Consider the following 13,145-nt stretch of genomic DNA (forward strand, 5'->3'; position numbering starts at 1 on the left):
AAGAGGCGGCCTTTGTCATAGGCCGCCTCCTTCATCACCCGCTACTCACTTCAGAGTGAGCCAAACTGTCGCATCGCGCGTTGGTTAAGCGGCGAGCTTGCGCAGCACGTAGTGCAGGATGCCGCCGTTGCGGTAGTAGTCGAGCTCGTCGAGCGTATCGATCCGGCAGAGCAGCGGCACCTGCTGCGCCGCACCGTCGGCCGAGACGATCTCGGCGGTCAGGGTTTGGCGCGGCTTCAGGTCGCCTTGCAGGCCCTTGATGGTAACCTTCTCGTCGCCCTTGAGGCCGAGCGAGGACCAGGACGTGCCTTCTTGGAAGGTGAGCGGCAGCACGCCCATACCCACCAGATTGGAGCGATGGATGCGCTCGAAGCTCTGGCAGATCACGGCACGGACGCCCAGCAGCCGGGTACCTTTGGCGGCCCAGTCGCGCGACGAACCGTTGCCGTATTCGGCGCCGGCGAACACCACCAGCGGCACGCCCTCTTCCTGATACTTCATCGCGGCGTCGTAGATCGACATCTGCTCGCCGTCGGGCCAGTGCTTGGTCAGGCCGCCCTCGGGAATGTTGCCGTCGGCACCCTTGAGCATGAAGTTCTTGATGCGGATGTTGGCGAAGGTGCCGCGCATCATGATCTCGTGATTGCCGCGGCGCGTGCCATACTGGTTGAAGTCGGCCGGGCGGACCTGGTGCTCGCTGAGGAACTTGCCGGCAGGCGAAGTCAGCTTGATCGAACCGGCCGGCGAGATGTGGTCGGTCGTGATCTTGTCGCCGAACAGCGCCAGCACGCGGGCCTCGACGATGTCCTTGATCGGCTCGGGCTCCTTCTTCATGCCCTCGAAATACGGCGGGTTCTGCACGTAGGTCGACGACATGTTCCAGCGATAGGTCTCGCTCTCGACCGTCTTGATCTTGCGCCAGTTGGTGTCGCCCTTGAACACGTCGGCGTAGCGCTTCTTGAAGATCGACGCCTTGACGAACTTCTTGACGAAGTCGTTGACCTCCTTGGTCGTCGGCCAGATGTCCTTCAGGTAGACCGGCTTCTTGTCCTTGCCGATGCCGATCGGCTCGACCGAAAGATCCTTGGTCACGGTGCCGGCCAGCGCATAGGCCACGACCAGCGGCGGCGAGGCCAGATAGTTGGCCTGCACGTCCGGCGAGACGCGGCCTTCGAAGTTGCGGTTACCCGACAACACGGCCGCCGCGACCACGCCGTTGTCGTTGATCGACTTCGAGATCTCCTCCGGCAGCGGGCCGGAATTGCCGATGCAGGTGGTGCAGCCGAATCCGACGAGGTTGAAGCCGACCTTGTCGAGGTCCTTCTGCAGGCCCGAATTGGCAAGGTATTCGGCAACCACCTGACTGCCGGGAGCGAGGGAGGTCTTCACCCACGGCTTGGCCTTGAGGCCCTTGGCGGCGGCGTTGCGGGCCAAGAGGCCGGCGCCGATCAGCACGCTCGGATTCGAGGTGTTGGTGCAGGAGGTGATGGCGGCGATGACGACGTCGCCATGGCCGATGTCGAAGTCCTTGCCCTCGACCGCGAAGCGCTGATCGGCGGCATCGGGCTTCTTGTATTCACCGGCTAACGCGGTCGCAAAACCTTCGGCCACCGCCGGCAGCGCGATGCGGCCTTCGGGACGCTTCGGACCGGCCATCGACGGCACGACGTCGGCGAGATCGAGGGTCAGCGTCTGCGTGAACACCGGGTCCGGCGACTTGGCAGTGCGGAACAGACCCTGCGCCTTGGCATAGGCCTCGACCAGCGCGACGCGCGGCGCCTTGCGACCCGAGGTCTTCAGATAGTCGATGGTGGCGGCGTCAACCGGGAAGAAGCCGCAGGTCGCGCCGTATTCGGGAGCCATGTTGGCAATGGTCGACTTGTCGGCGACCGAGAGATGGTCGAGGCCGGGGCCGAAGAACTCGACGAACTTGCCGACCACGCCGAGCTTGCGCAGCATCTGGGTGACGGTCAGCACCAGGTCGGTCGCGGTGACGCCTTCCTTCAGCGCGCCGGTCAGCTTGAAGCCGACGACGTCGGGCAGCAGCATCGACAGCGGCTGGCCGAGCATGCAGGCCTCGGCCTCGATGCCGCCAACGCCCCAGCCGAGCACGGCGAGACCATTGACCATGGTGGTGTGGGAGTCAGTGCCGACCAGCGAATCCGGATAGGCGACCTCGAAGGTGCCCTTGGTGCGGCCGATCGTCATCTTCTCCTTCTTGGTCCAGACCGTCTGCGCCAGGTATTCGAGGTTGACCTGGTGGCAGATGCCGGTGCCGGGCGGCACGACGGAGAAGTTCGAGAACGCCTTCTGGCCCCACTTCAGGAATTCGTAACGCTCCTGGTTCTGCTTGTACTCCTCGGCGACGTTCTTGCCGAACGCCTTGTTGTCACCGAAGTAGTTCACGATCACCGAGTGGTCGATGACGAGATCGACCGGCACCAGCGGGTTGATCTTCTCGGCATCGCCGCCGAGCTTCTGCATTGCGTTGCGCATCGCCGCGAGGTCGACCACCGCCGGCACGCCGGTGAAATCCTGCATCAGCACGCGCGCCGGGCGGAAGGCGATCTCATGCTCCAGCGACTTCTTGCGCAGCCATTTGGACACCGCGACGATGTCGTCCTTGGTGACGGTGCGGCCGTCCTCGTTGCGCAGCAGGTTCTCGAGCAGCACCTTCATCGAATACGGCAGCTTGGAGATGTCCTTGAGACCGTTCTTCTCGGCTGTGGGCAAGCTGTAATAGATGTAGCTCTTCGTTCCGACCTTGAGGGTCTTGCGACACTTGAAGCTGTCGAGCGAGGTCATGCGTGGAAATCCCAATTGATCTGTATACCCGGAGGGGGTATTTAAGAACCGTCAGCGCGAGGCGCCGGATGGCTTGCAGCGGGCGATTGTGTGCTGCATCAAGGTCGGGCTTATAGAAGCTTTCTAACTGCGCCGCCACAGAGACAAGCAAGTCCCGACGTGGCATCACCCACAAATTCTCACGCGCTAGCCATCAATTCCCTAGGGGCTGTCACGACGGGCCATGCAGGCGACTTCAACACTGTCTCCGAAGCTGTTCGGCCGCGACGTCAGGTGCGTGCGCGGCGGCCGCGAGGTGTTCGCAGGACTAGCCTTCGAAGCGGTCGCGGGCGAGGCGCTGGCGGTGACCGGACACAATGGTGCGGGCAAGACATCACTGCTGCGGTTGATTGCCGGTCTGCTGCTGCCGGCGGGCGGCTCCATCGCGATCGAGGGCGGTGAGAGCGAGCTCACGGTGCCCGAGCAGGCGCATTATCTCGGCCACCGCGACGCGCTGAAGCCGGCGCTCAGCGTGCGCGAAAACCTGACCTTCTGGGCCGAATTCCTCGGCGGCGGCATCACGCGGCCGATCCCCGACTGCCTCGCGGCCGTCGGCATCGCCCACGCCATCGACCTGCCCGCCGCCTATCTGTCCGCCGGCCAGCGCCGCCGGCTGTCGCTGGCCCGCCTGCTCGCGGTGCCCCGCCTGCTCTGGCTGCTCGATGAACCGACCGCGGCGCTCGACGTCGCCGGGCAGGCGATGTTCGCGGGGCTGATGCGGGAGCATCTCGCCGGGGGTGGGCTGATTGTCGCGGCGACGCACGGCCCGCTCGGCATCGACACACGCGAGCTGCGGATCGGGGAGGCTCGATGATTCCCTCTCGCCTCTTCGCAGTCCCACCCACCGCTCTCTCCGTTCCCGCCCCCCTTGTGGGGGAGGATCAGGGACGGGGGTGCCCCACGACGCGCTCTAACTTGTTTGACGAGATTCGGTTGCACCAACCAACGTCCCATCGGCGCGCCGACCCCTCCCCCCTGCGGGGAGGAGCCGGCGGTCCGCAACGGCAGCGTCACCTGGAGCCACCCCCCTCCCCAGCCCTCCCCCATCTCCCCCACAAGGGGGGACGGAGCGCAGTTTGCGGGTCGAGGGAGCGCGGCTCACCATCTGCCATCAAGCAATCAGCCGAGGCCCTATCCGCATGACCGCCCTCGGTGCCCTCATCCGCCGCGACATCAAGATCGCGCTGCGTATCGGCGGCGGCGCGTTGATCGGCGTGCTGTTCTTTCTTACCGTCGTGGTGCTGATGCCATTCGCGGTCGGGCCGGATCTGGCGCTGCTGACCCGGCTCGGCCCCGCCATCCTCTGGCTCGGTGCCCTGCTCTCCAGCCTGCTCACCCTGGACCGGCTGTTCACCGCCGACCACGAGGACGGCTCGCTCGACCTGGTCGTGATGAGCCGGACACCGCTGGAGCTGGCCTGCGCCGCCAAGGCGCTGGCGCATTGGCTCGCCGCCGGCCTGCCGCTGGTGATCGCGACGCCCGTGCTCGGCCTGCTGCTCAACCTCGACGCCACAGCGACCGGCGCCGTCGCGCTGACGTTATTGGCGGGCACGCCTGCCCTGACCTTCATCGGCATGATCGGTGCAGCACTGGCTGTGACGATGCACCGCGGCGGGCTGCTGCTGGCGGTCTTGGTGCTGCCACTTTCGATCCCAGTGCTGATCTTCGGCGTCGCGGCGTCGCAGGCGGCCATCGTCGGCCCGCTGCCGTTCGGGGCGCCGTTCTCGATCCTGTGCGCATTGTCGCTGGTGAGTTTCGTGATCGGCCCGTTCGCCGCTGCGACAAGCTTGCGGAACGGGCTGGATTGACCCGCCGCCCGCCGGGGTTTGACCATGATCAACTCTTATCTAGCGGCGCCGTGCTGATTGCCTGCAACCGCTTCCGCCTTTAACAAGGGTCTCATGTCGCTGATCGACCTCGCCAATCCCACCCGGTTCCTTGCGCTGGCGGCGCGGCTGCTGCCGTGGCTGGCGCTGGTCACGGCCGCGCTGCTGGCTGCCGGCCTGTACCTCTCCGCGCTGGCGCCCGACGACTATCAGCAGGGCGCGACCGTCAAGATCATGTTCATCCACGTGCCCAATGCCTGGCTGTCGATGTTCGTCTGGAGCATCATGAGCATCGCCTCGCTCGGCACCTTGGTGTGGCGGCATCCGCTCGCCGACGTCGCTGCCAAGGCCGCCGCCCCGATCGGCGCCAGCTTCACGTTCCTCGCTCTCCTCACCGGCTCGCTGTGGGGCCGGCCGATGTGGGGCACCTATTGGGAGTGGGATGCGCGGCTGACCTCGGTGCTGATTCTGTTCCTGATGTATCTCGGCCTGATGGCGCTGTGGCGCGCGGTCGAGGATCCGACCCGCGCCGCCCGTGCTGCCGCCGTGCTGACGCTGGTTGGCGCGATCAACCTGCCGATCATCAAGTTCTCCGTCGACTGGTGGAACACGCTGCATCAACCGGCGTCGGTGATGCGGATGGGCGGTCCGGCGCTCGACAAATCATTCCTGATCCCGCTGCTGGTGATGGCCGTCGGGTTCTCGTTCCTGTTCATTACCCTGCATGTCGCGGCGATGCGCAACGAGATCCTGCGCCGGCGCGTCCGCAGCCTGCAGATGATGCAGGCCCGCGCCTACACCACGGCCGCACCAGCCGACGATGCGGCAGGCCAGATCGCGGGAGCGGCTTGACATGGACCTCGGCCCCTATACCTCCTTCATCGCCACCTCCTATCTTGCGGCGGCGCTGGTCGTGATGCTGCTGATCGGCTGGATCGCCATCGACTACCGCACCCAGAAGGCGCGCTTGCGCGCGCTCGACGACAGCGGCATCAGCCGCCGTTCCGGCCGCGCCGCGACGGATATCCAATGACCGAACAGGCTGCGACAGAGCCGGCGCCGCGGCGCCGCTCATTCCTCATGCTGCTGCCGCTCGTGGTGTTCCTCGGGCTGGCGGCGCTGTTCTGGTCGCGCCTCGGCAACGGCGACCCGTCGCGCATTCCATCCGCGCTGATCGGCCGCCCCGCGCCGGCCACGCCGCTGCCGGCGCTGGCGGAACTGGCGAGGGACGGCACGCCGGTGCCCGGCCTCGACCCGGCTGCGCTCAAGGGCAAGGTCAGTATCATCAATGTCTGGGCATCGTGGTGCGTGCCCTGCCACGACGAGGCGCCGCTGCTGGTCGAGCTCGGCCGCGACAAGCGCTTCCAGATCATCGGCATCAACTACAAGGACGGCGCCGACAACGCCCGCCGCTTCCTCGGCCGCTACGGCAACCCTTATGACGTCGTCGGCGTCGACGGCAACGGCCGCGCCGGCATCGAATGGGGTGTCTATGGCGTGCCCGAGACCTTCGTCGTCGGCCGCGAGGGCACCATCGTCTACAAGCTGGTCGGCCCGATCACGGCGCAGAACATCGATGCGGTGTTGAAACCGGAAATCGAGAAGGCGCTGAAGGCGGGTTCGTAAGCCTCGCGCAGCCATCGGAGCTTCAGCGGCAAACACGCTCCTCTCTCTGCGTCGTCATTCCGGGGCGGCGCGAAGCGACGAGCCCGGAATCCATACTCACGAGCGGTCGTTTGGCGAAGACGGGCGCCACGGCCATCTCGCGTCACACGCCTTGTCGTGGTTATGGATTCCGGGCTCACGCCGCTGCGCGGCGCGCCCCGGAATGACGGCGCGGAGAACCTCGAAGCGAAGCGATCCGGAGCATCTACGGGCCTTGGATTGCTTCGTCGGTACGCTCCTCGCGATGACCGCGTTCGGGGCTGCTACCCCTTGCTCACATCCCCTTCCGCCGCATCGCTGGCTTCGAGCGACGCCGGGTCCTGGTGGTAGCGCTTGATCAGCGGCATCTGGGCGATGGCGAAGATCATGGTCAGCGGCACGACGCCGAACGCCTTGAAGCCGACCCAGAAATCGGTGCTCTGCGTGCGCCAGATGATCTCGTTCAGCACCGCCATCGCGGCAAAGAACAGCGCCCAGCGAAACGTGAGGATGCGCCAGCCCGCGGGCGTCAGATTGAACATCTGATCGAACATGATCGCGATGAAGGAGCGATTGAACAGCAGCCCGCCACCAAGCACGGCCGCGAACAGTCCGTAGATGATGGTCGGCTTGACCTTGATGAAGGTCTCGTCGTGCAGCACCAGGGTCAGCGTGCCGAACACGATGACGACGACGGCGGTCACCAGCGCCATCAGCGGGACGTGCCGCGTCACCACGTAGGACGCGATCAGCGCCGCGATGATCGCGACCATGAACGCGCCGGTCGCCGCGAACAGGTTGAACTTGGCATTGACCACGAAGAAGATGATCAGCGGGCCGAGCTCGGTCGCGAGCTTGAACAGCGGGTGCGGCTGGGTCTTGTCCATTCCATGTCCTGTTGGCTGCAGCCACGGCAGCGGTTGATCCGGTCGTCTCGATCTGGCGGTGGGCCGGAGCCCGAGCGTGGCGACGTCAATCCTCGATGCCGGCGATCGCCCGCGCAAAATCTCTCGCGGCGAACGGTGAGAGATCATCGACCCCCTCGCCGACGCCGATGAAGTGCACCGGCAGCTTGAACTTCTCCGACAGCGCCACGAGGATGCCGCCGCGCGCCGTACCGTCGAGCTTGGTCATCACGAGGCCGGTGACGCCTGCCGTACGATGAAACGCCTCGACCTGCGACAGCGCATTTTGTCCCACCGTCGCGTCGAGCACGAGCAGCACCGCATGCGGCGCCGACGCGTCGACCTTGCGAATGACACGCACCACCTTTTCGAGCTCGTTCATCAGCTCGGCCTTGTTCTGCAAACGGCCGGCAGTATCGATCAGCAGGATGTCGCGGCCCTGCTCCTTTGCCGCGGTGATGGCGGTGAACGCAAGGCTGGCGGAGTCCGAGCCCTGCGCGCCGGCGATCACCGGCGCCTTGGTGCGCTCGCCCCAGACCTTGAGCTGCTCGATCGCGGCGGCACGGAACGTGTCGCCCGCGGCCAGCATCACCTGCCTGCCTTCGGAGGCGAATTTCTGCGCCAGCTTGCCGATCGTGGTCGTCTTGCCGGAGCCGTTGACGCCGACGACGAGAATGACGAACGGTTTGTGGCCCGGCGCGATCTCGAGCGGCTTCGCCACCGGCGACAGCACCTTCTCGACCTCGGTCGCGACGACCGCCTTGACCTCGTCGGCGCTGATCGTCTTGTCGTAGCGGCCGGTCCCGACGGCGTCGGCGATTCGCGCGGCGACCTGGGTGCCGAGATCGGCGCGCAGCAGCACGTCCTCGATGTCGTCGAGCATCGCGCGGTCGAGCTTGCGCTTGGTGACGAGATCGGCGACGGCCGTGCCGAGCGCGCCGGACGTGCGTTTCAGGCCGGCCGACAGCCGCCGCCACCACGACAGCTTGGGTGTTTCGGAGGTGGTATCGTTCATGGCGTGGTGTTAGCCCTTTCCATTCGCAAACGAAAGCTCACACCCGCGTTACGGTTTCCATGGACATTAACCAACCAACCGACGAGGAAATGCTCGCCCGTGTGCTCCACCGCGACGGGCTGATGCTGGTGATCGACAAGCCGGCCGGCATTCCCGTGCACAAGGGACCGAAGGGCGGACCGAACCTCGAAGCCTCCTTCGACGCGCTGCGCTTCGGCCTGCCGCGCCCGCCGGTGCTGGCGCATCGGCTGGACAAGGAAACCTCGGGCTGTCTGGTGCTCGGCCGTCATCGCAAGGCAACCGCGTCGCTCGGGCTTTTGTTCAAGCATGGCAAGATTTCGAAGACCTATTGGGCCGTCGTCGAGGGCGGACCTGACGCTGACGAGGGCGTGATCGAGCTCCCGCTCGGCAAGCTGAACGCCGAGCGCGGCTGGTGGCAGAAGCCGGATCGGAACGGGCAGCCAGCGGTGACGAAATGGCGGGTGCTGGGGAGGTCGTACTCTCTTGCCAGTCTATCCCTGAACTCCCCTCCCACTCGTGGCAACGACTCCCCTCCCCCTTGCGGGGAGGGGTCGGGGGTGGGGGTCCCCACGGGCAGTGTCGCTTGGAGCCACCCCCCTCCCCAACCCTCCCCCACAAGGAGGGAGGGAGCGCAGCTGCCAACCGGAGAGGGAGAGTCGGTGCACTCCAATCGCAGTCCGCGACTCACTTGGCTGGCGATGGAACCGGTCACCGGCCGCACGCATCAACTGCGCGTGCATTCGGCAGCGTCGGGATGGCCGATCGTCGGTGACAACATCTATGGCAACGGCCCGCGCTTCGGCGAGCCGCGGCTGCATCTGCACGCACGCGAGATTTCGATTCCGCTGTCGAAAAACAAGCCGCCGGTACACGTGGTGGCGCCGGCGCCGGTGCACATGCATGAGCGGCTGAGGATGTGCGGGTGGAACGGGGCGTGAGCCCATCTCTTTCCGCACCGTCATGGCCGGGCGAAGTCCCGGCCATCCACGTCTTAGTTCTTGGGGACAGCGTGGATGCCCGGGTCAAGCCCGGGCATGACGGAATTCTGGACTAACAGCCGGGCCCCATGATGCCCCGTGATCGTGAGCCGCTGCACGGTGCCTGGCAACGCAGTGGTCGTGGCGACCGGCAGATAATGCTCCGTCCGTCCCTGGGTCTCACTCTCGATCAGCACCTCACGCTGACAGCCGATCTCCTGCTCCAACCGCCGCCGCAACGCCGCCTCTCCCGCGGCCCGCAGCCGCCGGGCCCGATCACGGATGACGGCGCCGTCCACCTGCGGCATGCGCGCCGCCGGCGTGCCCGGCCGCGGCGAATAGGGAAAGACGTGCAGGAAGGTTAGCCCGCATTCCTCGACGAGATCGAGCGAGCGCGCGAACATCTCCTCGGTCTCGGTCGGAAATCCCGCGATCAGATCGGCGCCAAGCGCGATGTCCGGCCGCAGCCGGCGCACCTGAGCACAGAATGCGATGGCATCGGCGCGCGCATGCCGTCGCTTCATGCGCTTCAGGATCAGATCGTCACCCGCCTGCAGCGACAGATGCAGATGCGGCATCAGCCTGGCATCATCCGCGAGCGCATCGAGCAGGTCGGCATCGGCCTCGATCGAATCGATCGAGGAGATGCGCAGGCGTCTCAACTCCGGCACGTGGCGCAGGATCTGCTTCACAAGCCGGCCGAGCTTCGGCGTGCCGGGCAGGCCGGCGCCATAGCTCGTCAGGTCGACGCCGGTGAGCACGATCTCGGCATGGCCACGATCGGCCAGCGCGCGGACCTGATCCACCACAGCGCCCATCGGCACCGAGCGCGAATTGCCGCGACCGAACGGGATGATGCAGAAGGTGCAGCGATGATCGCAGCCGTTCTGCACCTGCACGAACACGCGCGGCAGGCCGCGCTGGAAGCCGTCGACCAGATGCGGCGCCATCTCCATCACCGCCATGATGTCGGAGACGGCCACCTTCTCGGACGCATCGATGCCGAACCGTGGCACCGCCAACGCCCGTGTGGTCGCACGCCACGCATCGGGCCGCAGCTTGTCGTCATTGCCGATGACGCGGTCGACCTCGGGCATGGCAGCGAACATGCCGGCCTGCGTCTGCGCGGCGCAGCCGGTCACGACGATGCGAGCCGCGGGGCGCTCGCGCTTCAATTTGCGGATCGACTGCCGGGCCTGCGCCACCGCCTCGTTGGTGACGGCACAGCTGTTGATGACGATGGTGTCGTCGGCACCGGCCGCCTCGGCATGTTTCGCGATCAGCTCGGATTCGAACGCGTTGAGGCGGCAGCCGAAGGTAACGACGTCGACGCTCATGCGACGCTGGCGAACATCGACGGCTCGAACCGTCCCTCGAACTCGAACGTCGCGGTGCCCGTCATCAGCACGTGATCGTCGCGCTCGCGCCACTCGATCGTGAGCTCGCCGCCGGGCAGCGTCATCTGCACGATCCGGTTGGCACGCTTCAGCCTGACGGCCGCGACCGCTGTCGCACAGGCCGCCGAACCGCAGGCCTTGGTCAGCCCCGCGCCGCGCTCCCAGGTGCGCATCGTGATGTGGTCGCGATCGACGATGTGGGCGAGTGTGATGTTGGCCCGCTCCGGGAAGATCGGATGGTTCTCCAGCAGCGGCCCGAAGCGCTCCAGATCATAGGCGTTGACGTCCTCGACCCAGAACACCGCGTGCGGATTGCCCATGTTGACGACCGAGGGCGAATGCAGGATCGGCGCGTCGATCGGTCCGATCTGCAGCTCGATGTAGCGGGTGTCGCGGAACTCCTCGGCGAGAGGAATGTCCTGCCAGCCGAACTTCGGCGCGCCCATGTCGACGGTGTAGAGGTCGGGCGCCGGCCCCTGCCAGCAGTTCAACAACCCGGCGCGGGTCTCGAATGTCGCGCTGGTCTGGCCCGTCTTGCCGAACACCTGGCGCACCACGCAGCGCATGCCGTTGCCGCAGGCGCCGGACTCCGATCCGTCATTGTTGTAGATGCGGATGAACGCTTCGGTGCCGTCGAGCCGCGGCGGCTGCAGCACCATCAGCTGATCGTAGGGCACCCGGGATGCCACCGCCCGCGCCTCGTCCGGCGTGACGACATGCTTCACGTCGCGCAGATCGACCACGACGATCTCGTTGCCGATCCCGTTCATCTTGACGAAGCTGTGGTTGGCCAGCGCGCTCATGAAAATATCCAAATTGTGTCCGCCTTATATGGCGAATGGCGCGGCATTGACCAGCCTGCAGAGCGACATGACGCATCTGTCATGGGACGCCGCGCCGCCGAGCATGTTAGGACCGGTTCATTCGCCGGCACGAACCGGGCAAAGCAGCACGGCCACTGGAGAATAGTCGAATGAATCTCAGCACTTTCCGCCTCGTTCTGGCCGTGAGCTCGGTCGCGCTCCTGCTCGGCGGCACGTTCGCCCGGGCCCAGGCGCCGTCGGCCTCGCCGGCTCCGGCGGCCTCAGCCACGCCCGCACCGGCCCCGAGCGCGCTACCGGCGCCGGTGGCGCCGGCCTCTCCTGCGCCTGCCGCGTCGGCCAGTCCGGCGCCCGCGACCAGCCCGACGCCGGCCGCCAGCGCGAGCCCCTCGCCGTCGTCATCTCCGACCGCGGCCCAGTCCCCGGCCACGACGCCGCCGCAAGCCGCGGCGCCGGCCCAGGCGGCCGACGCCTTCGGCGACGAGATCAAGCTCGAGGCGAAGAAGGTCGTCCTCGTCAAGGGCACCGCGAATTGGGACAATGCGTTCGACACGCTGATCGACTCCTTCAAATCGCTGTCGGCCACGCTGGACAAGCAGGGCATCAAGCCCGCCGGCAACGGCATGATCGTCTACACCTCGACCGACGACACCGGCTTCACCTTCCTGGCCGAGATGCCGGTCGAGCAGGAGCCGAAGACGCTCGGCAAGGGGATGAGCATCGGCCAGTCGCCCGAGGGCAAGGCGCTGAAGTTCGTCCATCGCGGCTCCTACGACAACATGGACAACACCTACGAGGCGATCACCAACCACCTCGACGAGCGCCGGCTGGAGGCCAAGGACACCTTCATCGAGGAGTACCTGACCGACCCCTTGAAGACGGCCGAGGACAAGCTCGTCATCAACGTCTACGTGCCGCTGAAGTGAGCACCATGATCATCAGACCCATCCTCGCGGTCGCGCTCGCGACCAGCTTCGCAATGCCCGCCCTCGCGGATGACATCGCCCGGCAGGACACGCCGGCGATCACCGTCAGCGGCGAGGCCAGCGTGTCGGCGCCGCCGGATCTGGCGCAGATCGACGCCGGCGTGGCATCCGACGCCAAGACCGCGCGCGAGGCCGCCGAGGCCAACAACGCCGCCATGGCCAAGGTGCTGCAGGCGCTGAAGGCGGCCGGGATCGCCGACAAGGACTATCAGACATCGCGGCTGTCGCTGCAGCCGCAATATGCGCAGAACCGGCCGGCCCAGCCGGCGGTGACCGGCTATCGCGCCAGCAATCGCGTCACCATCAAGCTGCACGACGTCGCCAAGGTCGCCAGCGTGATCGATACGCTGGTCGCGGCCGGCGCCAACGATGTCGGCAACATCTATTTCAGCGTCGCCGAGCCATCCAAGCTGCTCGACCAGGCGCGCGAGAAGGCCGTCGCAGACGCCCGCCGCAAGGCCGAGATCTATGCCAAGGCCGCCGGCGTGACGCTGGGTCAGCCGCTCAGCATCTCCGAGGACGGCGCGCCCGCCCCGGTGTTCCGCGCCAAGACCTTCGCCGCACCGATGGCCGCGACGCCGACACCGGTGGCGCAGGGCGAGGAGACGCTGTCGATCACGGTCAACGTGACCTGGGCGATCAAGCCGGGGCAGTAGGTCGGCCTCACGCCCACGCGACGCATTGTGCGTCGTGGCAGCCGACAACGTAG

Annotated in this window: 13 protein-coding genes; 8 read left to right on the forward strand and 5 right to left on the reverse strand. The window is 66.5% G+C overall.

What is annotated here, in order from left to right; all coding sequences use genetic code 11:
* Positions 1-84: 84 nt before the first annotated feature.
* The gene (acnA, locus tag QX094_RS11275; protein ID WP_316173397.1) at positions 85-2,805 is read right to left on the reverse strand and encodes an aconitate hydratase AcnA; all 2,721 of its coding nucleotides are present in this window, start codon (positions 2,803-2,805) and stop codon (positions 85-87) included.
* 223 nt (positions 2,806-3,028) lie between these two features.
* Here acnA and ccmA point away from each other — a divergent pair, with 223 nt between their 5' ends.
* The 5 genes from ccmA (at position 3,029) to QX094_RS11300 (ending at position 6,296) form a co-directional block, all read left to right on the forward strand.
* Positions 3,029-3,658 carry a heme ABC exporter ATP-binding protein CcmA gene (gene ccmA / locus QX094_RS11280; RefSeq protein ID WP_315715916.1) on the forward strand — a complete coding sequence of 210 codons (630 nt, stop codon included), beginning with the start codon at positions 3,029-3,031 and terminating at the stop codon, positions 3,656-3,658.
* Positions 3,659-3,983: 325 nt separating this feature from the next.
* On the forward strand, positions 3,984-4,652 hold the full coding sequence (gene ccmB / locus QX094_RS11285) for a heme exporter protein CcmB (protein ID WP_315715915.1): 669 nt from the start codon (positions 3,984-3,986) through the stop codon (positions 4,650-4,652).
* A gap of 93 nt (positions 4,653-4,745) precedes the next feature.
* On the forward strand, positions 4,746-5,522 hold the full coding sequence (locus QX094_RS11290; protein WP_315750625.1) for a heme ABC transporter permease: 777 nt from the start codon (positions 4,746-4,748) through the stop codon (positions 5,520-5,522).
* A 1-nt stretch (position 5,523) separates the two neighbouring features.
* Positions 5,524-5,703 (forward strand): heme exporter protein CcmD, encoded by a 180-nt coding sequence (ccmD, locus tag QX094_RS11295; RefSeq protein ID WP_315825771.1) that lies wholly within the window; start codon positions 5,524-5,526, stop codon positions 5,701-5,703.
* Positions 5,700-6,296 carry a DsbE family thiol:disulfide interchange protein gene (locus QX094_RS11300; protein ID WP_316173398.1) on the forward strand — a complete coding sequence of 199 codons (597 nt, stop codon included), beginning with the start codon at positions 5,700-5,702 and terminating at the stop codon, positions 6,294-6,296. Before ccmD ends, QX094_RS11300 begins: the two co-directional genes overlap by 4 nt.
* Positions 6,297-6,598: 302 nt before the next feature.
* On the opposite strand, the gene QX094_RS11305 is transcribed toward QX094_RS11300, so the two are convergent.
* Both QX094_RS11305 and ftsY read right to left on the reverse strand, forming a co-directional pair.
* Complete coding sequence (locus QX094_RS11305; RefSeq protein WP_315750623.1) at positions 6,599-7,201, reverse strand: septation protein A; 603 nt, start codon at positions 7,199-7,201, stop codon at positions 6,599-6,601.
* Between the two features lie 85 nt (positions 7,202-7,286).
* Positions 7,287-8,234 carry a signal recognition particle-docking protein FtsY gene (ftsY, locus tag QX094_RS11310; protein ID WP_316169947.1) on the reverse strand — a complete coding sequence of 316 codons (948 nt, stop codon included), beginning with the start codon at positions 8,232-8,234 and terminating at the stop codon, positions 7,287-7,289.
* A gap of 59 nt (positions 8,235-8,293) precedes the next feature.
* Here ftsY and QX094_RS11315 point away from each other — a divergent pair, with 59 nt between their 5' ends.
* Positions 8,294-9,193, forward strand: a complete 900-nt coding sequence (locus QX094_RS11315; protein WP_316173399.1) for an RNA pseudouridine synthase — start codon at positions 8,294-8,296, stop codon at positions 9,191-9,193.
* 53 nt (positions 9,194-9,246) lie between these two features.
* Here the strand turns inward: QX094_RS11315 and mtaB are convergent, their stop codons facing one another.
* A complete protein-coding gene (gene mtaB / locus QX094_RS11320) occupies positions 9,247-10,569 on the reverse strand; it encodes a tRNA (N(6)-L-threonylcarbamoyladenosine(37)-C(2))-methylthiotransferase MtaB (protein WP_316173401.1) in 1,323 nt (440 codons plus the stop codon).
* Positions 10,566-11,432 (reverse strand): diaminopimelate epimerase, encoded by an 867-nt coding sequence (gene dapF / locus QX094_RS11325; RefSeq protein WP_316169949.1) that lies wholly within the window; start codon positions 11,430-11,432, stop codon positions 10,566-10,568. The genes mtaB and dapF overlap by 4 nt, the downstream gene beginning before the upstream one ends.
* 170 nt (positions 11,433-11,602) lie before the next feature.
* Here dapF and QX094_RS11330 point away from each other — a divergent pair, with 170 nt between their 5' ends.
* Together QX094_RS11330 and QX094_RS11335 are read left to right on the forward strand one after the other, a co-directional pair.
* The gene (locus QX094_RS11330; protein ID WP_315715906.1) at positions 11,603-12,376 is read left to right on the forward strand and encodes a GyrI-like domain-containing protein; all 774 of its coding nucleotides are present in this window, start codon (positions 11,603-11,605) and stop codon (positions 12,374-12,376) included.
* 5 nt (positions 12,377-12,381) lie between these two features.
* Entirely contained in the window at positions 12,382-13,092 is a 711-nt protein-coding gene (locus QX094_RS11335) for an SIMPL domain-containing protein (RefSeq protein ID WP_316173402.1), read from the forward strand.
* Positions 13,093-13,145 lie beyond the last annotated feature (53 nt).

It is taken from the genome of Bradyrhizobium sp. SZCCHNS1050 (assembly GCF_032484785.1).
GTDB lineage: Bacteria > Pseudomonadota > Alphaproteobacteria > Rhizobiales > Xanthobacteraceae > Bradyrhizobium.

Excerpts from the sequence above, each read along its gene's own strand:
- acnA (WP_316173397.1), bottom strand. The coding sequence starts at position 2,805 with ATGACCTCGCTCGACAGCTTCAAGTGTCGCAAGACCCTCAAGGTCGGA.
- ccmA (WP_315715916.1), top strand. The coding sequence starts at position 3,029 with ATGCAGGCGACTTCAACACTGTCTCCGAAGCTGTTCGGCCGCGACGTC.
- ccmB (WP_315715915.1), top strand. The coding sequence starts at position 3,984 with ATGACCGCCCTCGGTGCCCTCATCCGCCGCGACATCAAGATCGCGCTG.
- QX094_RS11290 (WP_315750625.1), top strand. The coding sequence starts at position 4,746 with ATGTCGCTGATCGACCTCGCCAATCCCACCCGGTTCCTTGCGCTGGCG.
- ccmD (WP_315825771.1), top strand. The coding sequence starts at position 5,524 with ATGGACCTCGGCCCCTATACCTCCTTCATCGCCACCTCCTATCTTGCG.
- QX094_RS11300 (WP_316173398.1), top strand. The coding sequence starts at position 5,700 with ATGACCGAACAGGCTGCGACAGAGCCGGCGCCGCGGCGCCGCTCATTC.
- QX094_RS11305 (WP_315750623.1), bottom strand. The coding sequence starts at position 7,201 with ATGGACAAGACCCAGCCGCACCCGCTGTTCAAGCTCGCGACCGAGCTC.
- ftsY (WP_316169947.1), bottom strand. The coding sequence starts at position 8,234 with ATGAACGATACCACCTCCGAAACACCCAAGCTGTCGTGGTGGCGGCGG.
- QX094_RS11315 (WP_316173399.1), top strand. The coding sequence starts at position 8,294 with ATGGACATTAACCAACCAACCGACGAGGAAATGCTCGCCCGTGTGCTC.
- mtaB (WP_316173401.1), bottom strand. The coding sequence starts at position 10,569 with ATGAGCGTCGACGTCGTTACCTTCGGCTGCCGCCTCAACGCGTTCGAA.
- dapF (WP_316169949.1), bottom strand. The coding sequence starts at position 11,432 with ATGAGCGCGCTGGCCAACCACAGCTTCGTCAAGATGAACGGGATCGGC.
- QX094_RS11330 (WP_315715906.1), top strand. The coding sequence starts at position 11,603 with ATGAATCTCAGCACTTTCCGCCTCGTTCTGGCCGTGAGCTCGGTCGCG.
- QX094_RS11335 (WP_316173402.1), top strand. The coding sequence starts at position 12,382 with ATGATCATCAGACCCATCCTCGCGGTCGCGCTCGCGACCAGCTTCGCA.